Here is a 21,250-nt window from a genome sequence, read left to right as displayed (position 1 = left end):
GCCGCGGCAATAAAAAAGGCGCGCGGTTTCCCGCGCGCCTTTTTTTTCGCAACCGCGACGTCTTAGACGTCGTAGTACATGGAGAACTCGATCGGGTGCGGCCGCAGGCGCAGGGTGTCGTAGTCCTTCCGGCGCAGGTCGAGCAACGTCTCGATCACGTCGGTGGTGAAGACGTCGCCCTTCAGCAGGAAGGCGTGGTCCTCTTCCAGCGCGTGGACGGCGCCGATGAGGGAATCGGGCGCGCTGGGCACCTTCTTCAGCTCCTCGTGGCTCATCTCGTAGAGGTTCTTGTCCAGAGCCGCGCCGGGGTCGATTTTGTTCTGGATGCCGTCAAGGCCCGCCATGAGCTGGGCGGCGCAGGCCAGATAGATGTTGGCCGCCGGGTCCGGGGTGCGGAACTCGATGCGCTTGGCCTTCGGGTTGTCGGAATAGGTCGGGATGCGGATCGCGGCGGAGCGGTTGCGCGCCGAGTAGCAGAAGTTGACCGGCGCCTCGTAGCCCGGGACCAGGCGCTTGAAGCTGTTGGTCGTCGGGTTGGTGATGGCGGTCAGCGCCTTGGCGTGCTTGATGATGCCGCCGATGTAGTAGAGGGCCGTCTGGCTCAGGCCCGCGTAGCCGTCGCCGGCGAAGAGGGGCTTGCCGTCCTTCCAGATGGACTGGTGGGTGTGCATGCCCGAGCCGTTGTCGCCGAAGAGGGGCTTCGGCATGAAGGTGGCGGTCTTGCCGTACTTGCGGGCCACGTTCTTGACGACGTACTTGTAGATCATCATCGCGTCGCCCGTGCGGAGCAGGGTGTCGAAGCGGATGTCGATCTCCGCCTGGCCGGCGGTGGCCACCTCGTGGTGGTGGCGCTCCAGGCGGATGCCCAGGGCTTCCATGACCAGGCACATCTCGTTGCGGAGGTCCTGCTGCGTGTCGGCGGGGGGGACGGGGAGGTAGCCGCCCTTGTAGGGGATCTTGGCGGCCAGGTTCGGCATTTCGTCGCGGCCGCTGTTCCAGACGGCCTCGATGGAGTCCAGAGAGTAAAAGGCGGCGTTCGGCTTGGAGTCGAAGCGGGCGTCGTCAAAGACGAAGAACTCGGCCTCCGGGCCGAAGTAGGCGGTGTCGCCGATGCCGGTATCCTTCAGATATTTCTCGGCGCGGATGGCGATGGCGCGCGGGTCGCGGTTGTAAGTCTGCTTGGAGATGGGGTCGTAGACGGTGCAGGTCAGGGAGAGAACCGGCTCCGTGTTGAAGGGGTCGACGAAGGCGGTGGCCGGATCGGGGACGACCAGCATGTCGGAGGCCTCGATGCCGCGCCAGCCGCGGATGGAGGAGCCGTCGAAGCCCAGGCCTTCGGTGAACATTTCCTCGCTCACCTCGTCCAGGGTGGTGGTGAAGTGCTGCCAGGTGCCCAGGAGGTCGGCGAACTTGAAGTCCACCAGCTTGATGTTGTTTTCCTTAATGTAGGCAAGGACTTCCTTGCCCGACGTACACCGCTTGAATTTGGCCATATTTCTCCGTTGGTTGGGTTAGCGAAAGCGCCCATGCAAGCAATTCACGTGCCGCAAATCCACCTGAAAAACGGCTCCCCGGAAGATGACACCCGCCGAAATAACCTTTAGACTCCGCCCGGGAAATGAAGCTCCTTGAATCGGTCTTTGGCAAGGTGGAGCGCCACCCGAAGCGCATCGTCTTCCCCGACGGCCACGAGCCGCGGGTCCTCCAGGCGGCGGCGGAGTATGTCGCCAGGAAGCTGGGCGTCGCCATCCTATTGGGGGAAAAGGCGGAGATCGCCCGCCAGGCGGAGGCCCACGGCGTCTCCCTCCACCGCATCCACCTGATCGATCCGCGGGAGGCGGAGGACATCCCCCTCTTCCTCAAATCCCTCACCGCGCTGCCCCGCTACAAGTCGATGGCCCAGGCGGAGGCCATGCGCATCGTCACCAACCCGAACTACTTCGCCTCCCTCATGATCGGCCACGGGCAGGCGGACGGCCTCGTCGGCGGGTTGACCACCGCTTCCGGCAGCCTCCTGCGGCCCCTCTTCCAGATCATCCGCCCCCTGCCGGGGACCAAGTCGATCTTCGGCGCCATGCTCCTGCACGTCCCCAACTCGACGTACGGGGAGGAGGGCCTCTTCTGCTTCGCCGACTGCGCGGTGATCCCGCGCCCCAGCGTGGAGCAGCTGGCCCTCATCGCCATCGAGTCCGGCCGCCTCATGCGGCAGCTCACCGGCCGGCCGCCGCGCATCGCCTTCCTCTCCTACTCCACCAAGGGCAGCGCCCAGACGGAGGAGGCGGAGAAGGTCGTCGCCGCCGCCGCGCTGGCGCGGGAGCGGTCGGCCACGGCGGGCCTGGGCTTCGAGATCGACGGGGAGCTGCAGGCGGACGCCGCCCTGGTCCCGGAGGTCGCCCGCGTCAAGGGGCTGGACGGCGCCGTGGCGGGCCGGGCCAACGTCCTGGTCTTCCCGGACCTGGCCAGCGGCAACATCGCCGCCAAGCTCGTCGAGCGGCTGGCCCGCGCCGACGCCTACGGCCAGATCCTCCTGGGCCTGGACAAGCCCGCGGCGGAAGTCTCCCGGGGCGCCACCGTCCAGGACATCCTGGGCGCGGCCGCCATCGTCGCCCTGCAGGCCATCGCCTACCGCAACCTCTATCCCGACCAGGGCGCGCCGGTGCCCACCGCCGACTGAATGTCCCCCGAGGTCCGCAACCACCACACGCCGCGCATCTTCGTCGCCGCCACCCGGCAGGACGACGGGAAGACCACCACCTCCCTGGGCCTCTTCGCCGCGCTGCAAAAGCGTTTCTCCCGCATCGGCTACATCAAGCCCGTCGGCCAGCGCTTCGTGGAGGTGGAGGGGGTGAAGGTCGACGAGGACACCGTCCTCATGAACGACACCTACGGCGTGCGCACCCCGCTGCGCGCCATGAGCCCCATCGCCGTCGAGCCCGACTTCACCCGCCGCTTCCTCAAGAACCGCAACGTGGCCGACCTGCACCAGCGCGTCCGGGAGGCCTTCGACGAGGCGGCCTGGGAAAAGGACTTCGTCATCATCGAGGGCACCGGCCACGCGGGCGTGGGCAGCGTCTTCGAGCTTTCCAACGCGCAGGTGGCCAAGCTCCTCGGCGCGCAGGTCGTCATCGTCAGCCAGGGCGGCATCGGCCGGCCCATCGACGAGATCGCCATGAACCTGGCCCTCTTCGAGAAATTCGGCGTAAAAGTCATCGGCGCGATCATCAACAAGATCGTGCCGGAAAAGGCCGACCTCATCCCCTACGTCCGCGAGGGCCTCGAGCGCATGGGCCTGCCGCTTTTGGGCACCATCCCGCTGCACCAGGAGCTGCGCAGCCCCACCCTGGAGCAGATCTGCCACCAGCTGAAGGGCGAGTTCCTCGCCGGGGCCGACCACCGGCGGCGCCCCGTCGGCAAGGTGGTCATCGGCGCCATGTCCTCCTACCAGGTGGAGAAATACCTGGGGGAGCAGAGCCTCCTCATCACCTCCGGCGACCGGGAGGACATGATCCTCACCGCCGCGCAGATCTACCGCTCGGAAAAGCGCGGCCTCCTGGCGGGCGTCGTCCTGGTCGACGGCATCCTCCCCAGCTCCGGCGTCCTGCGCTTCCTCTGCCAGGCCGATCTCCCCTACATCGCCTGCGCCTGCGACAGCTACACCGCCGCCAGCCAGATCAACCGCATGACGGTGAAGACCGAATCCGCCGACCGGGAAAAGATCTCCCTCATCCAGCGGCTGGTGGAGGAAAACGTCGACGTCGACCGCCTCATCTCCGCCGGGCAGGAAAACCTCGGCGCATGAGGCCGCTTCTTCTCCTCCTTCTCCTTCCGGCCCTGCTTTCCCTGGCCGCAAGGGCGGAGTCTCTCCTCCGCCCGGACGACGTCCTGGCCCTCTGCGGCGACTCGATCACCGAGCAGCGCCTCTACTCCGCCTACGTGGAGGACTACCTCCTCATGTGCCAGCCGGTGCCGGGGCTGCGCGTCGTCCAGCTTGGCTGGAACGGGGAGACCGCCGCCGGCTTCCTGGCCCGCATGGGGACCGACCTCCTGCCCTTCCAGCCCACCGTCCTGACCCTTTGCTACGGCATGAACGACGGCGGCTACCTCCCCGTCCGCCGGAGCGCCGCGGAAGACTACCGCCGCAGCCTGCGCGGCATCATCGACGCGGCGCGGCTGGCGGGCGTCCGCTCCGTGGTCGTCGGCGGCCCCGGCGCGGTCGATCCTGCCGCCTTCCACCGCCCCAACGTCGACGCCGTCGCCTACAACCAGACCCTCGGCGCCCTGGGGGAAATCGCCCGCAACCTCTCCCAGGCGGATGGCCTCTCCTTCGCCGACGTCCACACCCTCATGCTCCAGACCATGGAGAAGGCCAAGGCCGCCTACGGCGCCAATTACTCCCTGGCCGGCGGCGACGGCGTCCATCCCGGGCCCGAGGGCCAACTCGTCATCGCGCAGGCCTTCCTCCAGGCCCTCGGCTGCGACGGGGAGATCGCCACCCTCACCCTCGACTGCGGCACCCAGCAGGCCACCGCCTCCCCCGGGCACCAGATCCTTTCCTTCAAGGACGGCGTCCTGGAGGTCGAAAGCTCCCGCTACCCCTTCCTGGTTCCGCCGGAAGCGGCGGGAGTCCTCAAAGTCCTGCCCTTTACCGCCGACCTGAACCGCTTCGTCCTCGTCGTCCGGGGGCTGGGCGCGCCCCGCGCGCGCGTCACCTGGGGAAGCCAGGCCAAGGACTTCGACGCGGCCTCCCTGGGACGCGGCATCAACCTGGCGCAGGAGTTTCCGGAAAATCCCCTCAGCGCCCCCTTCCGCCGCGTCGACGCCCTCGTCCGCCTGCAGCAGGCCCATGAAGTCTTCCTGGTCAAAGACCTCCTTCATCATTACGCCGCCTACGCGGAGGGCTTCCCGGGGGACGCCGCCAAGCTGGAAGCCATCCGCACCCGCGCCCTGGAAGAGGACCGCGCCCTTTTCGACGCGGCCGCCGCCGCCGTCCAACCCGTCCGCCACCTCCTGCGGATCGAGGCGGCCGCCCCGGCGGTGGCCGGGAATTAACTTCCCCTCTTTAAACCGCCGCCTTTTTCGGGGCATTTCGGGCAGCAATAGGCGAATTACGTACCCACAACCAATTGCTTTATGAGCAACCTTTATCGAGGCAGCGACGGATTTACCTACCAGCGCGTCGGGGGCGGCCCCCCTGAAGGAGGAGGCGGTTCTCCGTTTCAATTCCTTAAAGCCGTGGTCATTACCGGTCTGGCTGGCGTCGGCTTTTTCGCGTTTGCGGGCTGGCTGGGGCAAAACCAACAGAAAAACGAAGCCTTGGCGGAACGAAAAGCGTGGCTGGAACCCCTGCGGAATAGCGATCCGGTCCTGCGTTCAGACGCCCTTTTAAAGGGCAAGCCCCTGGAGGCCGCCCCCTCCCGGCGGGAACGGGAAATCGCGGAGCGCTTCCAGCGCGCCGAAAACGGCGGGCTTCCCTTCACAATCATGCGGGCCGGGGCGCCTCTTTCCGTCATTTGCCGCATCTCTGGAGATTCCGCCACCTGCTATCCCAGCCATGCGGCCGACCCCAAAGTGAGAGCGGAGCTGGAACAAAAGATTCTTTCCGCCGGAGGCTCTTCTTCCACCGCCACGCGCTTAGGCCAGGCGTTTTCCGGCAAAACCGGAAACTCCATTGCGCCCCAAGACCAGCCCCAATTTCAGAAGCCTTTCTTCCTCTCTGCCGACGAAGCGAGGCACGCTCGCTATGAATCGGTCGCCAAAGCTTGGGATGCGGCTCATACCCCCGCGGAACAGCAAGCCGCTGCGAACGACATCACCCCGGTGATTTCGCCCGTGCTCCTCAACCGAGCCGACTTTATCAACAAAGGCGAAACGCCCATCCCCATCGCCGACGAGCGGGAAATCGGCATCGCCCATCTCCTGGGAAAAGCCGAGACGCAGAACAGCCCCGTGACCTGGGAAGACGAAAACGGCAAGGAGTACCAGACCACCTGCTCTCCCGCGGGGCGCGGCAAATATTCCTGCGTGAACGAAGGCTTCGAGCCTTTTACCGTCTCCGCCCTGGAACTCCGCCGCGCGCGGTATGCCAACGCGGAAAACGCGTGGGACGCCGCCCACACCCGCTGATCTTCAGGCCCGCGCGGGCGCGCACCGCCCCGGGCCGACCTCCCAAAAGGCCGCCCCCGCCAGCCCGGCCTCGCCCGGCGCGGCGGTGCCCGCCTGGATCACCTGCGCCTCCGGCGGCAGGAGCATTTCCCACGTCAGCCGCCGCGCGGGATCGAGCGGCGTCAGCGCGTCGTCGATGAGGAAGAGGGGCCACGCCTCCCGGCAAATCTTAAGATGGTGCGCCTCGATCAGGCGCAGAAGGAGGGCGGCCAGCCGCTGCTCCCCTTCTGATCCGAAGCGGCCCGCCGGCTTCCCGTTCCAGAGGATCTCCCACTCGTCCCGGTGCGGCCCCGCCAGACTGCGGCCCAGGCGGCGCTCCTGGTCGGAGGGGGCTTCCTTGTTCGGCCGGTAGCGGAAGGCGCAGGTCCCCTTCCCGCCGAAGAAGGCTTCCAGGAGCGGCTCCGCCAGCCGGGCCGCCGTCTCCGCCGCCGCGCGCCGCCCGGCGACGACCCGCTCCCCCGCCTCCAAAATCTGGGCGGTCAGCACCGCGCCGACTTCCGGGTGGCCCGGCTGGCGCAGCCAGGCGTTGCGCTGGCGCAGGACGGCATTGTACCGCTGGACGGCGGGCAGGTGGGCGGGCGCGGCGAAGCTCTGCAGGCTGTCAAGCCAGGCCTGGCGGCGCGCCGCCGGTCCGCGCAGGAGAACGCCGTCTTCCGCGCTGCAAAGGACGGCGGGCAGGCGTCCCCAAAAATCGGCCAGCGGCACCGTCTCGTCGCCGTCGATGCTCCAGCAGCGCGTCCCGTTCTCCCAGCGGACGGCGAGTTTTTCCACGCGGCCCTCGCGTTCGTGCTCCGCCTCGATGGCGAATCCGGGCGGCTCCCCTTCCCGGAACTGGGCCAGCTCCCGCGGCTGGCCGGTGCGGAAGGAGCGCAGCCGGCCCAGGTAGTGGACGGCCTCCAGGATGGAGGTTTTGCCCCGGCCGTTGGCTCCGCGCAATTCGTTGCGGCCGGGCGCGGGCTCCCAGTCGAGCCGCTCGTGGCAGCGGAAGCGGAGGAGCCGGAGGCGGCGGAGCATCGGCCCGCCACCATGCCCCGGCGCGGGGCGCTTGGCAAACTTGGCCGCGCCGATAGGCTGCCCTCATGCGCCTGGCCGTCCTGACCCACGCCCCGTTCGAGGGGCCCGCGGCGATCGGGGATTGGGCCGCCGCGCGGGGCCACGTTCTCCTGCCCGTGCCGCTCTGGGACGGCGCGCCGCTGCCGGAACCCGGGAGCTTCGACGCCTGCGTCCTCATGGGCGGCCCGCAAAACATCTACCAGCACCGGGACCATCCCTGGCTGGCGGCGGAGACCCGTTTTCTGGAGGGGGAGATCGCCCGGGGCACTCGGCTCCTGGGCGTCTGCCTGGGCGCGCAGCTTTTGGCCGACGCGCTCGGCGCGCGGGTGACGCAAAACCGGGAGCGGGAGATCGGCTGGTTCCCCGTTTCCTTCACGCCGGAAGCGCGCGCCCGCTTTCCCTTTTTGCCCGCGGAGCAGGCCGTCCTTCATTGGCACGGCGACACCTTCTCCCTTCCGCCCGGCGCGCTCCGCCTGGGGAGCAGCGCGGCCTGCGCGGAACAGGGATTCCTTTACGGGGATCGCGTCCTGGGCTGGCAGTTCCACCCGGAGCTGGGCCCGGAAACCCTGGGCGACTTGAGCGGTGCGTGCGGGGCCGAGCTGGCGGGCGGGGGCCGCTACGTTCAGGACGCGGCGGCGCTGAAAGCCCAGGCGGTCCTCCACGCCCCGGCGGCGCGGCGGCTCCTCACGGCGTGGCTCGACGCCTTCCTTAGCTCTTAAGGGAGCTCCACCAGCTGGAGAGGCGGCTCTTCGGAAAGGCCGGGATCGCCCCGCCGGATTCGGCGTAGTGGGAGGTGTCGTTGAAGAGGGTCAGGCGGGAGTGGGCCGGGTCTTTGAAGTCGACGATGTTGAGCGCCGCCGGGCTCTGGTCGAGGTTGTCCCGGTAGCGGCGCGGGTCGAAGCCCAGGAGGGAGCTCAGGAGGAGGCGGATCGTCGCCTTGTGGGAGGCAATGAGGATGACTTTCCCCTGGTGCTCGCGGACGACGTTGATGAGTTCCGGCAGGGCGCGGGCGGTGACGCCCAGGCCGCTTTCTCCGCCCTCCGGGGCGAAGGTGTAGGGGTCCTTTTCCCAATTGGCCATTTCCTCGGGATACTGGTTCTGCGCTTCCCGGCGGGTCAGGCCCTCCCAGCGGCCGTGGGAGATTTCCTTGAAGGCGTCGCGGGGCCGGACTTCAAGCTGGTGCGGCTCGGCCAGGATGCGGGCGGTCTCCATCGTCCGCCCCAGGGGGGAGGCGTAGACGGCGGAGATCTTTTCCCCGGAGAGGCGCTTGGCCAGGCGGCGGACCTGGTGGCGGCCCTCGTCGGAAAGCGGCACGTCGGTCTCCCCGGCGAAGCGGTCCTCGGCGGAAAGCGTCGTCGCGCCGTGGCGGATGAGGAAAACGCGCGTGTGGCCGTGGGGATGCATGGTCTTTATTTTGCCCGAACCGGACGTCCGCGCAGCCTAAAAATTTATTGCGGCCGGGGCGGCCAGCGCCTCGATCTCCGCCAGCTCCGCCGGGGAAAGCGGGGGCTGTTCCGGCACGGCGCAGAGTTCCTCGATTTGGGAGGCCTGGCTCGCCCCGATGAGGACGGAGGTCACCGCCTTCTGGCGGAGGATCCAGCCAACGGCCAGCTGGGCCACGCTTTGGCCCCGGCGGGCGGCCAGCGGCTCCAGCTTCCGGGCAATGGCGACGCGCGCGGCGAGCTGCGCGTCGTCCCGGCGGAGGCTGGCGCTGCCGTGCCCGATGCGGGAGTCGGCGGGGATCCCCTCCCGGTAGCGCCCGCCCAGGACGCCCTGGGCCAGGGGGGAAAAGACGATGCAGCCGATCCCCTCCTCTTCCAGGGTGGAGAAAAGGCCCGCTTCCGGCTCGCGGGAAAAGAGGCTGTAGCGGGGCTGGTGAATCAGGCAGGGGGTGCCCAGACGGCGGAGAATGGCGGACGCGGCGGCAGTCTGCTCCGGGGAATAGTTGGAAATGCCGGCGTAGAGCGCCTTGCCGGAGCGGACGGCGTGGTCGAGCGCCCCCATTGTCTCCTCCAGCGGCGTCTCCGGGTCGGGCCGGTGGGAATAGAAGATGTCGACGTAGTCGAGGCCCAGCCGGGCCAGGCTTTGGTCGAGGCTGGCCAAAAGGTATTTGCGGGAGCCGCCGTCCCCGTAGGGGCCGTCCCACATCCGGTAGCCGGCCTTGGTGGCGATCACCATCCCGTCCCGGCGGCCCGCGAAGTCGAGCTTGAGGATGCGGCCGAAGGCTTCCTCCGCCGCGCCGGGCGGGGGGCCGTAGTTGTTCGCCAGGTCGAAGTGGGTGACGCCCAGCTCAAAGGCCCGCCGGAGCATCGCCCGCCCGTTTTCGAAGGGGTGATGCCGGCCGAAGTTCTGCCACAGGCCCAGGGAAATGCGCGGCAGCCGCAGGCCGCTGCGGCCGCAAAGGGCGTATTCCATGCGCGAAGCCTCCTAGGCGGTCCGCATCGGCATGATCACGTAGAGGAAGGGCTTCTGGTACTTGATGACGCCGGGGGAAAGCTCGTCGATGAAGTCGAAGTAGATCTCGTCCGCGTCGAGGTTCTTCAAGGGATCCAGGAGGAAATAGGGATTGAAGGCGATGGTGAAGTCCTTCCCCTTGTAATTGACGGAGATCGATTCCTTGGCCTCGCCGACGTCGGGCGTGTTCACGCTGATCTCCAGGTTGTTCTTGGAGAAGCCGAATTTCACGGAGGTCGACTTGTCGCTGGCCAACAGGGAGACGCGGTGGACGGCGCCCAGCAGGATTTCCCGGTCCAGGACGATCCGCTCCTTGGCTTCCGCCGGGATGACCTGGCGGTAGTTGGGGTACTTGCCGTCGATCAGCTTGGAGAGAAGGACGATCTTTCCCAGGTCGAAGACGATCTGGTTCTCGGAAAGGTAGACGGTCAGGGGCTCGTCGCCGCCCAGGACGCGCTGCAGCTCGTTGACCGCCTTGGTGGGGAGGATCACCTCGCTCTCATTGCTGGGGGGGAAGTCGAGCTCCTGCTCGACCAGGGCCAGGCGGCGGCCGTCGGTGGCCACCACGGTGAGCTTGTTCTCCTTGAAGGAGAGGAGGACGCCGTTGAGGACGTAGCGGCTCTCGTCCTGGGACATGGCGTAGGAGGTTTTCTTAAGCATCTCCCGGAACACGCCCTGGGTGAGCTTGAAGACCTTGGCCCCGTCCGTCTTGGGAAACGCGGGGTATTCCTCCTCGGGCAGGCCCAGGATGCGGAAGTAGGAGGAGCCGGAGCGGACGAGGGCGTTGTGCTTGGCGTCGACCTCGATGGTCACCTCGGCGGCGGGCAGCTCGCGGACAATGGAAAAGAGGCGGCGGGCGGGGAGGGTGGTGGCGCCGGGCTTTTCGACCGTGGCGTCGACCACCGCGCGGACGCCGACGTCGAGGTCGGTCGCGGCGACGATCAGCTTGCCGTTATCGACCTTCAGCAGGGCGTTGGAGAGAATGGGGAGCGTGGTGCGCGTGGTGACCACGTTCTGGACAACCTGGAGCCCATCCAGGAGAGCCTGCTTGCTGATGATACATTTCATATAAAAAGGGGGAACCTATTCAGAACGGCACACGTTTTAAGAAGAGATTTTGAAATGGTAAAGGGATCTCCTTCTTCTTCACGGTGTGAATGAGTGGCCCAACTGGCCTAACGGACTGCCGATCACGCGGTTAGAGGACACCCGAGATGTGAAAAAGTTGCAAGCGAATAGAGAGGCGCGCGGGAAAGAGGGCGGTTATCGGCCTTATTGGCGCATTCCCGGAGTTCTTCACATCTCCGTGTGCGAGTAACCCGGACCGATTGGCCATCCTGCCAGGGCCGGGCCGACTGGGAGGGGGATCCAAGGGGGGACGCCCGTCCCCCCTTGCGTCTGTAAGCCTTTGTCCGGGAGGCGTTGCGCGCACGCTGGCGCGTGGCTTATGGCCGCCTTATGCCGTTCCGGCTCAGTTGAGTGCGTCGGCACGGGGCCGTGGGATTGATGTCGTCCCTCCCACGTCCTCTTCGCGCGGCGTCCGGCCGCGCCCGGAGAACTCAGGTGGAAAGCTTCGCCACCAGGGCCTCGACCTGCTGGCGCAGGCCCCCGTCGGCGGTGAGCTTGGCGTCGATCGTCTTCTGGGCATGGATGACCGTGCCGTGGTCGCGGCCGCCGAAGGCGTCGCCAATCTCCACCAGGGAGCAGCGGGTCAGCCGGCGGCTCAGATACATGGCGACCATCCGGGGCAGGGCGATGTGGGCGGGCCGCCGCTTGCTGGTCATGTCGGCCAGGCGGATGTCGTAGGCCTCGGCCACGCGGCGCTGGATGGCGTCGATGGTGACGGCGGCGGACGACTCATGCTGGAGAAGGTCTTTCAGGAGCACCTCCGCCTGGGCCAGGGTCAGCGCGCGGCCGTGGAGGGAGGCGTAGGCTCCGACGCGGGTCAGCGCCCCTTCCAGGCGGCGGATGTTCGTCTTCACCCGGTCGGCGATGAAGGTGAGGATCTCGTCCGGCAGGGAGACCTTCATGGAGGCCATCTTGTGCCGGAGGATGGCCAGCCGGGTCTCGATGCCCGGGGTCATGATCTCGGCGGTCAGGCCGGATTCGAAGCGGGAGGAGAGCCGCTTTTCGATATTGGAGATCTCCGAGGGGGGGCTGTCGCAGGTCATGACGATCTGCTTGCTGCCGTCGAAGAGGGAATTGAAGGTGTGGAAGAACTCTTCCTGGGAGCGGTCCTTGCCGGCCAGGAACTGGACGTCGTCGATCAGGAGGGCGTCGACCTGCCGGTAGCGCTTGCGGAACTTCGCCAGGTCGCCGTGCTGGATGGCGGCGATGAACTCGTTGGTGAACTGTTCCGAGGTGACGTACTTGATCTTAAAGTGCTTCTTCTTCTGGGAGAGCTGGTTGCCGATGGCCTGCATCAGGTGCGTCTTGCCCAGGCCCACGCTGCCGTGGATGAAGAGGGGGTTGAAGTTCCGCGCCGGGGCGTCGGCGACGGCCTTGGCGGCGGCGGCGGCGAACTCGTTGTTCGGCCCCACGACGAAGAGGTCGAAGGTGTGGCGGGGGTTCAGGCCGGTCGGCGCGGCCGATTCGGCCAGGGCCAGGGGGGACTCGGCGGGAGTCTTGCCGTCGTCGGGGAAAAGGGAGCCGGTCAAGGGGACCGACTCGACGGGGCCCGCCGGGGAGGCCTTGGGCGCGGCGGACTCCGCGGGGGCGGCGAACTTGATCTTAAGATTTTTCTGCTGAAGAAGCCGCCCGGCGACCGACTTGAGCTGGGGCAGGTAGTTCTCCTCGACCCAGTATTGGTAAATGCTGTTGGTGGCGCGGAGGGTGAGCGTCGCGCCGGAGACGGCCTCCACGTGGAGGGGGGCAAACCAGCGGGTGACGGCGTCGGCCGAAACCAGCTCCGCAAGCTCGGCGCAGATGGCGGCCCATAACTCCTTGGGCGGCAGGACGGGAGACGATTTACTCACAACTTATTCGCGACCGGGATTCTTTACCAAGCAAGGCGGATGCCGTTTTCGGCCTGCCGCGCCAACTCGGAAAAGCTTTCAGAACCCATTTTCCGAAAGAGACTTCCAATTAAATTTCCGCAAGCCGCCCCCAAAAAGGCGATCGGCGTGATGCGGTTTTCCGACAAGGCGGCCATCGCGCGGCGGGAAAAGCCCGAGTTATTCACACCCTTTGTTTTTATGTACTTTTCGTGAAAAATCGGGGCGCGGGAAGAGGGAGGGAGGCTGTCCTTTTCGGACCGAACTGCGCGCGAAACCTCGACTCCAAAAACCATCATGAGCAGGAGGGGAGACCCTAAGGATCGTACGGGACCCCGCAAGAAAATTGAGCCCGCCGCCGCGTACTTTTTTTCGGCAAAACCCTTGACCCCCCGGTACCCCCGGAAATCGCGGGGTACGATGCGTCGGGGGGCCGTTTGGACCGCTCCCCTGGCCTAGCGGACCGTCCAGCCCCGCCACAGGGCCGTTGCCAGCTCCTTCCCGCCGAAAAGCCAGAGCGCGGCGGCGAGCGCCAGGAACGGGCCGTAGGGGATGCGCGTTCCCCAGATGGAGCGGCGCCGCAGGAGCATGAGGAGGCCGTAGAGGGAGCCGAGGATCGAGGAGACCGCGACGACAAAGAAGACGCTCCGCCAGCCGAGGAACGCGCCGATGGCGGCCAGGAACTTCACGTCGCCCAGGCCCATCGCCTCTTTCTTGAACGCCTTCGCGCCTGCCAGGACGACGAGCCACAGGACCGCGCCGCCCCAGAACGCCCCGCGCAGCGCCGCGTTGAAGCCGCCCAGCGCGGACGCCTCCCCGTGGAGGGAGGGAAGCAGCGCGCCCAGGGCCACGCCCGCCGCCATGCCGCCCCAGCTGATCCGGTCGGGGATCAGGAAATGGTCCAGGTCGATGAGGCTGGCCGCCGCCAGGAGGAAGAAGAAGAAGCCGTAAGCCAGGGCCTCCGGCCAGGCGTAGCGCAGGAAGAGGGCGGGGAGGACGAGCGCGGAAAGGAGCTCCACCCAGAAATAGCGGGCGTCGATCGGCGTCCGGCAGCAGGCGCTTTGGCCCCGGAGCCAAAGCCAGCCGAAGATGGGGATGTTGTAGCGGATCGGGATCGGCCGCCCGCAGGCGGCGCAGGAGGAGGGCGGGCGGAGGACGGAGAGGCCCAGCGGGATCCGATAGACGCAGACGTTGAGGAAGGAGCCGAGGCAGGCGCCGACGGCGGCGTAATAGAGAAGGAGGATGGGGAGGGCGGCGGCGTGCGCCTCGGCCAGCCGGGGAAAGAGGAAGAGGAGGGGGTCGTTCATGAAGAGAGGGCGCGGCGCATGGTTTCCAGGGGGGCGGGGCGGCCGGTCCAAAGCTCCCAGGCCAGGGCCCCCTGGTGAAGGAGCATCGAGCGGCCGTCGGCCGTCCGCGCCCCGGCGGCGTCGGCGGCGCGCAGGAAGGGCGTCGGCGCCGCGCCGTAGACGATGTCGTAATAGGCGGGCCCGGCGGGAAAGGCGGCCAGGGGGGGCGCCTCTTCCGCTCCGCCAAGGCCGAGGGTGGTGGTCTGGACGACCAGCGCGCTGGCCGCGGCGGCGTCCGCCAGGGCGCCGGGCTCCCAGGGCACAGCCTCGAAGGAAAGACCGCGCAGGGCGTCGAGCCGCTCCGGGTTCCGGTTGGCGACGCGCAGCGTCCGGCACCCGGCGGCGGCGGCCCGGCGGGCCAGGGTGAGGCCGGAGCCGCCCGCGCCGAGGAGAAGGAGGTCGAGGCCCCGCAGCTCCAGGCCGAAGGCTTCCCGGACGGCCCGCTCCCAGCCCGCGCCGTCCGTGCTGTGGCCGGTGAGCCGGTCCCCCGCCTCCGCGCGCGCGACGGTGTTCACCGCGCCCGCCTCCACGGCGGAGGGGGCGAGCGTGCCGCGCGCCGCCAGCCAGGCGTGGACGGCCTGCTTGTGGGGGACGGTGACGTTCCAGCCCCGGAAGCCTTTTTCGACGAGGAGTTCCAACGCTTCCTCCAGCCGTTCCGGCGGGGCGTCGAGGGCGGCGTAGCGGGCGGCGATCCCCGCCTCCGCGAAGGCGGCGGCGTGCATGCGGGGGGAAAGGGAGTGGCCGACGGGGTGGCCCAGGACGGCGTAATCGGCCCGGCCCTGGCTGGAGCCGGGCGTTTCGGCCCGCAGCGCGTCGAGAGTCAGGAGGCTACCGCTTGGCATTCTTTTCGAAGGCGGCGTCGAAGGCCTGGGCGGCGGGCGGGAAATCGAGCCGCCGGACGAAGGCGGCGGCCTCCGCCGCGCCGTGCTCCCGGTCCATGCCGGGATCTTCCCACTCGACGGAGAGCGGCCCGGCGTAGCCCATCCGGTTGAGGCGCCGCAGGATCGCCTCGAAGTCGACGCCGCCCCGGCCCGGCGAGCGGAAGTCCCAGGCGCGCCGCGCGTCGCCGAAGGGGAGGTGGCCGCCGAAGACGCCCGCCTCGTTCGGCGCGCCCCAGGCCACGTCCTTCACGTGGACGTGGAAGATCCGGCCGGCGAAGCGGTCGAGGAAGCCGAGGTAGTCGACGCCCTGGTAGGCCAGGTGGCTCGGGTCGTAGTTGAAGCCGAAGGCGGGATGGCCGCCGAGGGCGTCGAGGAAGCGGGCCGCGCTGGCGGTGTCGAAGGCGATCTCCGTCGGGTGGACTTCCAGGGCGAAGCGGATCCCCTCCGCCTGGAAGGCGTCGAGGACCGGCTTCCACGCGCGGGCCGTCTCCGCGAAGCCCTCCTCCAGCGCGGCGGGCGGGACGGGGGGGAAGGAATAGAGGAGGTGCCAGATCGGGCTGCCGGTGAAGCCGTTGACCACCGGGACGTCCAGGAGGCGGGCCGCCCGGGCGGTGGCGATCATTTCCTCCGCCGCGCGGCGGCGGACGCCCGCCGGGTCGCCGTCGCCCCAGACGTGGGGCGGCAGGATCGCCTGGTGCCGGGCGTCGATCCGGTCGGCCACCGCCTGGCCGACGAGGTGGTTGGAAAGCGCGTGGACTTGGAGGCCGTGCCGGGCCAGGAGCGCCCGCTGCCCGGCGGCGTAGCCCGGCTCGCGCAGGGCGCGGCCCACGTTGAAGTGGTCGCCCCAGCAGGCCAGCTCCAGCCCGTCGTAGCCGAAGGCCTTCGCCTTGGCGGCCAGGGTTTCCAGCGGCAGGTCGGCCCACTGGCCGGTGAAGAGGGTGACGGGGCGCATGGGTTCTCTAGCTAAGCGGATCGGCGACCGGTTGCCACTTCTTCTCGCCGAGGGAGGAGGCGACGACGGCTTCCAGGAAGGCCATGCCGCGCACCCCGTCCGCCACGCCGGGGAAGTCGAGCGCGGGATCGGGCGCCTCTCCCGCCGCGCGCGCGCGGAGCGCGGCGGCGAAGTTGCGATAAAGGTTGGCGAAGGCTTCCAGGAATCCCTCCGGATGGCCGGCGGGCAGCCGCGTGTGGCGGCGGGCCGCCTCGCTGAGCGGGCCCGCGCCCGCGCGGACGATCTCCCGGGGCCGGTCGGGCCAGAGGAGGGTGAGGCTATTCGGCTCCTCGTGCCGCCAGTGGAGGGAGCCTTTCTCCCCGTAGACCTGGAGGGAAAGGCCGTTCTCCTCCCCCGCCGCCACCTGGGTGGCGTGGAGGACGCCGCGCGCGCTGCCGCGGAAGCGGAGAAGCACGCTGCCGTCGTCGTCCAGCGGGCGGCCGGGGACGAAGGTGGCGAGGTCGGCGCAGACCGCCTCCAGCCGGAGGCCGGTGACGTATTCGGCCAGGTTCTCCGCGTGGGTGCCGATGTCGCCCATGCAGCAGCTCAGGCCCGCGCGCGCGGGGTCGGTGCGCCAGTCGGCCTGCTTTTGGCCGCCGGCTTCGATCCGCGCGGCCAGCCAGCCCTGCGGATAGGCGGCGACGACTTTCCGCACCGCGCCCAAGTCCCCGGCGGCGACGCGGGCGCGCGCCTCCTTCACCATCGGATAGCCGGTGTAATTGTGCGTGAGGCCGAAGGGGAGCCCCGTCTCCCGCACCAGCGCGGCCAGGCGGACGGCCTCGTCCAGCGTGAGGGTCAGCGGCTTGTCGCAGAGGACGGGGAAGCCGTGGCGCAGCGCGGCTTCGGCGACGGGGAAGTGGAGGAAATTCGGCGTGACGATGGAGACGAATTCGATCCGCTCCGCCGCGGGCCGCGCGGCCTCCGCGGCGAACATCTCCGCGTGGGAGCCGTAGCACCGCTCTTCCGGCAGGAAGAGCGCGCGGCCCGAGGCGCGGGAGCGGGCCGGATCGGAGCTGAACGCGCCCGCGACCAATTCGATCTGGCCGTCCAGCGCGGCGGCCATCCGGTGAACGGCACCGATGAAGGCGCCCTCCCCTCCCCCCACCATTCCCATGCGGATCTTTTTGGTCATAAGGTAATTGGGCCCAAATGTGCGATTCTTACAGGAAAAACCCTAAATTCATCAGGATTTGGTTGGTACGGCAAAGAGTAATAATACGAAAGGGCGTATCCGTCAAAATACTCATCCGGGATAGACGAATTACTTAATAAGCACCAACCCCCCTATGGTTCTTAATCCCCCCATCCCCACGACAGGTCTCTTCTTCGGCAACCTTATACCCGACCGGGCCGGCTCCCCTGCCGCCCCGCGGCGGCTGGCGGCGCCTGCCGCCGCGCCGGAGCCCGAACCCGGCTCCGAAAAGAAGGAGGAACCGGCTCAAGGCGAAACGAAGGCCGAAACCGGCATCGGCGGCGCGCTGCTGAAGTGCGTGCCGCTGGTCGGCGGGCTCACCGGCGTGACGCACGGGATGATCAACATGGGCCAGGCGGCGGTCGCCGCCCGCAAGCGGCAGTGGGGCATCGTCGGCATGCGCGCCCTGCAGGGCTTCGTCCGCGCGGGGGCGGGCGCCTTCAACGTGGCGATCTACGCCAGCCTTCCCTTCCACCACGGGGTTTCCGAATACATCCTGCCCAGCTGGGGCATCTCGCTGACGGCCGAGCGGCAGATGGAAAACTTCGACAAGCGGATCAAGAACGCCGAGCGGCTCTACGCGGAGGGCAAGTCGAAGGAAGCCCACGCCGCCGCCCGCCTGGCGGAGAAGGAAGTCCTGGGCTCCCTCCTGGAAGACGTCCCCGGCCTGGGCGACGCCATGAAGGGCCTGGGCGCTCCCAAGGCCGTCGGCAAGGCGCTGGAAGCGGGCCGCACGCTCCAGCACGGCAAGGCTCTCTTCGAGCGGATCCGGCCTTCCCGCCACAAGAACGGCGGCCTGATCCAGCTGGGCCTCCACCCGAGCACCAGCGGCGCGCACGACCTCAACTAACTTCAACCGGGAACCCAAGGGATGTCTTTTTTTCTTAGCGACGACGATAACGCGGCCGAAACGCTCGAAACCGGCGTGCCCCGCCTGACCTCCGGCGAGATCGCCGGACAGATCGGGCTCAAGTGCCTGCCGGTTTACAGCTGCCTCAAGGCCCTCTCCCAGCGGCGGGAGTGCCTGGCCAAGGCGGCCGAGGCCCAGGCCGAGGGTCACGCCGCCCTGCAGGAGCTCTACGCCGACCAAGGCAAATCGAAGGGCCGCCAGGCCCTGGAATTGGTGATCCCCCTGGCGGCCGCCGCGGCGGCCTGGGCGCTGGGCGGCCCCGGGGAGGCGGCTACCGTCCTCGTGGGCGCCCAGGCGGCGCAGGCCATCGTGAGCGAGGGGGCGGACGCCTTCCTCTACGAAGGGCCGATCCGCCGGGAGGAATCCCGCCTCGACCTGGAGGGGGCCTCCCGGTCTCTGCCGGAAGTGGCGGCGCCGCTGCCCGCCATCTTGGAACGGACGCGCTAAACGCCGTTTAAGCGGGTTTTTTCACGGTCGGCCCCGCCACATGGCGGGGCTGGCCCGGTACTTGCTTGTTCCCGGGCTCTTTTCAACCCAGAGCCAAGGATCACATGAGCACCACCGCCCCCGTCCAGGAACCGACGCCGACTCACTTCCAGCAGTACGCGCCCTACTACCACGCGCTGCTCAAGGCGGTCCCCGTCGTCGGCACGGTGACGGCCCTGGCCCAGTCCGTCCACGCCCACATCGAGTCCTCCCGTCTCCGCGCGCAGGGCAAGACGGAGGAAGCTGACGCCAAGAAGCTGGAGGGCCAGGTCCGGCTCAATCAGACCATGGCCACGGTGACGGGCCTGGGCCTGGTGTGGGCCGGGGTCACGATGAAGGCGCATAACACGCGCGAGTTTGTCGCCATGGGCGTCTCCCTGGGCTTGGGCGCTCTTTTGGACGCTGTCGGCGTCGCGCGGGAAATGGACACCCGGATCGCGGCGACCCGCCGGGCCAATGAAGCCGGGGACATCGTCCTGCGCCGCGCCTACGACGCGGGAACGCTCCAGCTCTCCCCCCGGTCCGAGCGGGGCCGCGAGCGGTAGATCTTTTCCCCTCTCTTTAAAACGCGAAAAACGCCGGGCTTTCCCGGCGTTTTTTACGTACCGGCGCGTACCTGGCATTGCCGATGCTCATTGAGGTTTAGAAACCCAAAGAACCAGGACCAAGACCATGAGCCAACCCTCTCTTACCACGGAAATCGCAGGAACCCTCGGCAAGGCCGTCTTGGCCGAAGTGCCGGTCGCCGGCCGCGGTTTCGAGGGCCTTGCGGCGCTGAACAACTTCCGCCACGCCTACCAGGATTTCCAGCATGGCGACAAGGGCCACGCCGCCATGGAGCTGCTGGAGGGCGGCCTCCGCGCCCGCGCCGCGATCACCGGCCGGGCCGCCGGGAAGACCGAGCTGCTCGTCGGCATCCTGAACGTGGCCGAGGACCGGGTCTTCACGACCAAGGCGCAAGACGCCGCCCGCGGCCGCGCGCCCCGCTACGGCAATGTGCCGTTCCAATTCGCCAATCCCCTTCAGGCGCTCACCAGCGCCCTGGAAAATCGCATCCCCGGCCTGGAGCAGTAAGCCGCCTGGCACTCCTTCTGCTCTTCCTTTCTTAACCCCCCTCAGGAGATTTTTATGAGCTTCATGGGCAGCTTCCTCAAGACACAAGGCAAGGCGCTTTTGGCCGGTTCCCCGATCGGCGGATACTGGGAAAAGGCGGCGGCGGTCGTCGACGGCGCGGAAGCGGCCAACGCCCTCGTCCACGGCAATTTCCGCGAGGCGCTGAAGGACGGCGCCCTGGCCGTCGCGCGCTGGAAGCTGGCGAAAGCCTCCCCCATGCAGCGCGTCATGGCGGAGGAAGCCATCGGCATCCTTCAGCCCCTGGCGGACAAGCTCCTCAATCCCCAGGCGGCCCCGCAGCCGTCCGCCACCCAGCAGACGCTCCGGAACGGCGCGGGCGACATGACCCGCTCGCAGGCTCCCAGCGCCAATCCCTTCGCGGGCATCTCGCAGGCCCTTTCCGGTTTCCGGATTCCCGAAGGCGCCGAGGTGGGCTGATTTGACGGCCTCCGGTTCTGGATTAGGTTTCGATCCCTTTTGATGCATCAAACCGCGGCGGCGACGCCGCGGCCATACGTGCCAGGGGCTGCGGAGAACCCGCAGCCCCTGGATAATTTTAGGGGGGAAAGCCGCCGGGCACCGATCCTTTTTCCCTTGCATCCCAGAGAGGGACAGCCATAAGAGAAGGGCAATGCGGTGGGAAAGGGTCCCCCGCCCAATTTTCTCGAGGTAAATCATTATCCATGAGCGCCGAGCCGGTCCAACCTCCCCCGCTTCCTCCCGAGCAGCCCCCCGCCGACGACAGCGGCTTTTCCGCCCTACTGGATTGGAACGCTTCCGTTCCCAAGTTTGACCAGGCGGGCGACGCCGTCTTCTTCCTTTATCCCGACACCTCTCTCCTCCGCGCGGAGCGCGCCCGCTTCAGCCGGGATGCGGTGGAGGCCTTTGACCTGGTCCTGCGCCAGTTCCAGTGCCTGCGGGACCATTGGGGCCTGCATGACATCATCGTCCAGCAGGTCGAGATCCTGGCCGCCGGGGAGCCCACGGCGGGCCTCCAGCACCATGTGAAGGCCTGGTATTCCACCGCCCTCATCGCGGGCGGCATGGAGATCTTCGGCATGAACCTGACGCTTTCCCTGCGCGGGCTGCCGGCGGACCAGTCCGCCATCGAGCTGGCGCTTTCCCCCCTTCACCGTTACGGCCTTTGGTTCTGCGCCGAGGGGCTGCGGGACCATCTCCTGCGCGTGGCCCAGGACCATCCGGAATGGATGTTCGAGGAGCCCGCGATCATCGAGAAGGCCTGCGCCCGCGTGGTGGACGAGATGCTGGGCATCGAGGAGCGCTTCAGCGGGGCCAACGCTCCGGCGGAGCACCTCCTGACGCTTCAGGAAATGGAGCGCCTCTCCAAGCAGCAGGCCCCGGCCTGATCCCCCTATGAAGTCGGCCTATGAGCTGGCCATGGAGCGCCTGGCCAAGAAGGAGCCCAGCCGGCCCCTGACCCCGGACCAGAAGGCCCGCCTGGCCGAGATCAATTCCCTCTACCAAGCCCGCCTGGCGGAGCGGGAGACGTTCCTGCAGGGCCTCCTGGCCCAGGCGGAGCTTTCCGGCAATCCGGCGGAAGCGGAGGAAGTCCGCCGCCATGATCAGCCGCGACCTTCCGGCAATTCGGGAGGAGTGGGAGACCAAAAAAGAACGGGTCTGGAACGAGGGCTGACCGGGGGTTCCGGCG

22 protein-coding genes are annotated in these 21,250 nt (G+C 68.1%); 11 read left to right on the top strand and 11 right to left on the bottom strand.

The features are described 5' to 3' along the window. Window positions 1-62: 62 nt before the first annotated feature. Complete coding sequence (gene glnA, locus PW734_03475; protein ID MDE1170259.1) at window positions 63-1,493, bottom strand: type I glutamate--ammonia ligase; 1,431 nt, start codon at window positions 1,491-1,493, stop codon at window positions 63-65. A gap of 125 nt (window positions 1,494-1,618) precedes the next feature. Here glnA and PW734_03470 point away from each other — a divergent pair, with 125 nt between their 5' ends. From PW734_03470 to PW734_03455, 4 genes are all read left to right on the top strand, one after another. Continuing rightward, on the top strand, window positions 1,619-2,674 hold the full coding sequence (locus PW734_03470) for a phosphate acyltransferase (GenBank protein MDE1170258.1): 1,056 nt from the start codon (window positions 1,619-1,621) through the stop codon (window positions 2,672-2,674). After that, window positions 2,675-3,799 (top strand): AAA family ATPase, encoded by a 1,125-nt coding sequence (locus PW734_03465; GenBank protein ID MDE1170257.1) that lies wholly within the window; start codon window positions 2,675-2,677, stop codon window positions 3,797-3,799. Continuing rightward, complete coding sequence (locus PW734_03460; GenBank protein ID MDE1170256.1) at window positions 3,796-5,049, top strand: SGNH/GDSL hydrolase family protein; 1,254 nt, start codon at window positions 3,796-3,798, stop codon at window positions 5,047-5,049. The genes PW734_03465 and PW734_03460 overlap by 4 nt, the downstream gene beginning before the upstream one ends. A gap of 264 nt (window positions 5,050-5,313) precedes the next feature. Further along, entirely contained in the window at window positions 5,314-6,123 is an 810-nt protein-coding gene (locus PW734_03455; protein MDE1170255.1) for a hypothetical protein, read from the top strand. A 3-nt stretch (window positions 6,124-6,126) separates the two neighbouring features. Here the strand turns inward: PW734_03455 and recF are convergent, their stop codons facing one another. Beyond that, entirely contained in the window at window positions 6,127-7,176 is a 1,050-nt protein-coding gene (gene recF / locus PW734_03450) for a DNA replication and repair protein RecF (GenBank protein ID MDE1170254.1), read from the bottom strand. A 65-nt stretch (window positions 7,177-7,241) separates the two neighbouring features. On the opposite strand from recF, the gene PW734_03445 reads away from it, so the two are divergent. Beyond that, window positions 7,242-7,934, top strand: coding sequence for a type 1 glutamine amidotransferase (locus PW734_03445; GenBank protein MDE1170253.1), 693 nt, complete (start codon window positions 7,242-7,244; stop codon window positions 7,932-7,934). Here the strand turns inward: PW734_03445 and PW734_03440 are convergent. From PW734_03440 to PW734_03400, 9 genes are all read right to left on the bottom strand, one after another. Beyond that, entirely contained in the window at window positions 7,924-8,619 is a 696-nt protein-coding gene (locus tag PW734_03440) for a histidine phosphatase family protein (GenBank protein MDE1170252.1), read from the bottom strand. The genes PW734_03445 and PW734_03440 overlap by 11 nt on opposite strands. 36 nt (window positions 8,620-8,655) lie before the next feature. Next, entirely contained in the window at window positions 8,656-9,630 is a 975-nt protein-coding gene (locus tag PW734_03435) for an aldo/keto reductase (protein MDE1170251.1), read from the bottom strand. A gap of 12 nt (window positions 9,631-9,642) precedes the next feature. Beyond that, entirely contained in the window at window positions 9,643-10,737 is a 1,095-nt protein-coding gene (gene dnaN / locus PW734_03430; GenBank protein ID MDE1170250.1) for a DNA polymerase III subunit beta, read from the bottom strand. Between the two features lie 491 nt (window positions 10,738-11,228). Then, a complete protein-coding gene (dnaA, locus tag PW734_03425; GenBank protein ID MDE1170249.1) occupies window positions 11,229-12,644 on the bottom strand; it encodes a chromosomal replication initiator protein DnaA in 1,416 nt (471 codons plus the stop codon). Between the two features lie 23 nt (window positions 12,645-12,667). Beyond that, the gene (locus tag PW734_03420; protein ID MDE1170248.1) at window positions 12,668-12,961 is read right to left on the bottom strand and encodes a hypothetical protein; all 294 of its coding nucleotides are present in this window, start codon (window positions 12,959-12,961) and stop codon (window positions 12,668-12,670) included. A 156-nt stretch (window positions 12,962-13,117) separates the two neighbouring features. Further along, window positions 13,118-13,969, bottom strand: a complete 852-nt coding sequence (locus tag PW734_03415) for a prepilin peptidase (GenBank protein MDE1170247.1) — start codon at window positions 13,967-13,969, stop codon at window positions 13,118-13,120. Then, a complete protein-coding gene (locus tag PW734_03410; GenBank protein ID MDE1170246.1) occupies window positions 13,966-14,850 on the bottom strand; it encodes a hypothetical protein in 885 nt (294 codons plus the stop codon). The genes PW734_03415 and PW734_03410 overlap by 4 nt, the downstream gene beginning before the upstream one ends. Next, entirely contained in the window at window positions 14,837-15,841 is a 1,005-nt protein-coding gene (locus tag PW734_03405; protein MDE1170245.1) for a sugar phosphate isomerase/epimerase, read from the bottom strand. The genes PW734_03410 and PW734_03405 overlap by 14 nt, the downstream gene beginning before the upstream one ends. Window positions 15,842-15,848: 7 nt before the next feature. Beyond that, on the bottom strand, window positions 15,849-17,012 hold the full coding sequence (locus PW734_03400) for a Gfo/Idh/MocA family oxidoreductase (protein ID MDE1170244.1): 1,164 nt from the start codon (window positions 17,010-17,012) through the stop codon (window positions 15,849-15,851). Window positions 17,013-17,166: 154 nt separating this feature from the next. On the opposite strand from PW734_03400, the gene PW734_03395 reads away from it, so the two are divergent. From PW734_03395 to PW734_03370, 6 genes are all read left to right on the top strand, one after another. After that, window positions 17,167-17,922, top strand: a complete 756-nt coding sequence (locus PW734_03395) for a hypothetical protein (protein MDE1170243.1) — start codon at window positions 17,167-17,169, stop codon at window positions 17,920-17,922. 21 nt (window positions 17,923-17,943) lie between these two features. After that, on the top strand, window positions 17,944-18,429 hold the full coding sequence (locus tag PW734_03390) for a hypothetical protein (protein MDE1170242.1): 486 nt from the start codon (window positions 17,944-17,946) through the stop codon (window positions 18,427-18,429). Window positions 18,430-18,533: 104 nt separating this feature from the next. Continuing rightward, window positions 18,534-19,013, top strand: coding sequence for a hypothetical protein (locus PW734_03385; protein ID MDE1170241.1), 480 nt, complete (start codon window positions 18,534-18,536; stop codon window positions 19,011-19,013). A 127-nt stretch (window positions 19,014-19,140) separates the two neighbouring features. Continuing rightward, entirely contained in the window at window positions 19,141-19,542 is a 402-nt protein-coding gene (locus tag PW734_03380; GenBank protein MDE1170240.1) for a hypothetical protein, read from the top strand. Between the two features lie 63 nt (window positions 19,543-19,605). Continuing rightward, window positions 19,606-20,019, top strand: coding sequence for a hypothetical protein (locus PW734_03375; protein ID MDE1170239.1), 414 nt, complete (start codon window positions 19,606-19,608; stop codon window positions 20,017-20,019). Window positions 20,020-20,264: 245 nt separating this feature from the next. Next, the gene (locus PW734_03370) at window positions 20,265-20,948 is read left to right on the top strand and encodes a hypothetical protein (GenBank protein ID MDE1170238.1); all 684 of its coding nucleotides are present in this window, start codon (window positions 20,265-20,267) and stop codon (window positions 20,946-20,948) included. Window positions 20,949-21,250: the final 302 nt, after the last annotated feature.

Source organism: Verrucomicrobium sp. (assembly GCA_028283855.1).
Lineage (GTDB): Bacteria > Verrucomicrobiota > Verrucomicrobiia > Methylacidiphilales > GAS474 > GAS474.
The sequence above is the reverse complement of the archived record's forward strand: the minus strand, read 5'-3'. Positions and strand labels throughout refer to the sequence as shown.

Bases quoted from the DNA above. Each gene is read 5' to 3' on its own strand.
- PW734_03375 (MDE1170239.1), top strand. From the start codon at position 19,606: ATGGGCAGCTTCCTCAAGACACAAGGCAAGGCGCTTTTGGCCGGTTCC.
- PW734_03385 (MDE1170241.1), top strand. From the start codon at position 18,534: ATGAGCACCACCGCCCCCGTCCAGGAACCGACGCCGACTCACTTCCAG.
- PW734_03400 (MDE1170244.1), bottom strand. From the start codon at position 17,012: ATGACCAAAAAGATCCGCATGGGAATGGTGGGGGGAGGGGAGGGCGCC.
- PW734_03405 (MDE1170245.1), bottom strand. From the start codon at position 15,841: ATGCGCCCCGTCACCCTCTTCACCGGCCAGTGGGCCGACCTGCCGCTG.
- PW734_03465 (MDE1170257.1), top strand. From the start codon at position 2,675: ATGTCCCCCGAGGTCCGCAACCACCACACGCCGCGCATCTTCGTCGCC.
- PW734_03440 (MDE1170252.1), bottom strand. From the start codon at position 8,619: ATGCATCCCCACGGCCACACGCGCGTTTTCCTCATCCGCCACGGCGCG.
- PW734_03470 (MDE1170258.1), top strand. From the start codon at position 1,619: ATGAAGCTCCTTGAATCGGTCTTTGGCAAGGTGGAGCGCCACCCGAAG.
- PW734_03435 (MDE1170251.1), bottom strand. From the start codon at position 9,630: ATGGAATACGCCCTTTGCGGCCGCAGCGGCCTGCGGCTGCCGCGCATT.
- PW734_03460 (MDE1170256.1), top strand. From the start codon at position 3,796: ATGAGGCCGCTTCTTCTCCTCCTTCTCCTTCCGGCCCTGCTTTCCCTG.
- glnA (MDE1170259.1), bottom strand. From the start codon at position 1,493: ATGGCCAAATTCAAGCGGTGTACGTCGGGCAAGGAAGTCCTTGCCTAC.
- PW734_03380 (MDE1170240.1), top strand. From the start codon at position 19,141: ATGAGCCAACCCTCTCTTACCACGGAAATCGCAGGAACCCTCGGCAAG.
- recF (MDE1170254.1), bottom strand. From the start codon at position 7,176: ATGCTCCGCCGCCTCCGGCTCCTCCGCTTCCGCTGCCACGAGCGGCTC.
- dnaN (MDE1170250.1), bottom strand. From the start codon at position 10,737: ATGAAATGTATCATCAGCAAGCAGGCTCTCCTGGATGGGCTCCAGGTT.
- PW734_03390 (MDE1170242.1), top strand. From the start codon at position 17,944: ATGTCTTTTTTTCTTAGCGACGACGATAACGCGGCCGAAACGCTCGAA.
- PW734_03370 (MDE1170238.1), top strand. From the start codon at position 20,265: ATGAGCGCCGAGCCGGTCCAACCTCCCCCGCTTCCTCCCGAGCAGCCC.
- PW734_03410 (MDE1170246.1), bottom strand. From the start codon at position 14,850: ATGCCAAGCGGTAGCCTCCTGACTCTCGACGCGCTGCGGGCCGAAACG.
- PW734_03420 (MDE1170248.1), bottom strand. From the start codon at position 12,961: ATGATGGTTTTTGGAGTCGAGGTTTCGCGCGCAGTTCGGTCCGAAAAG.
- PW734_03445 (MDE1170253.1), top strand. From the start codon at position 7,242: ATGCGCCTGGCCGTCCTGACCCACGCCCCGTTCGAGGGGCCCGCGGCG.
- PW734_03395 (MDE1170243.1), top strand. From the start codon at position 17,167: ATGGTTCTTAATCCCCCCATCCCCACGACAGGTCTCTTCTTCGGCAAC.
- PW734_03415 (MDE1170247.1), bottom strand. From the start codon at position 13,969: ATGAACGACCCCCTCCTCTTCCTCTTTCCCCGGCTGGCCGAGGCGCAC.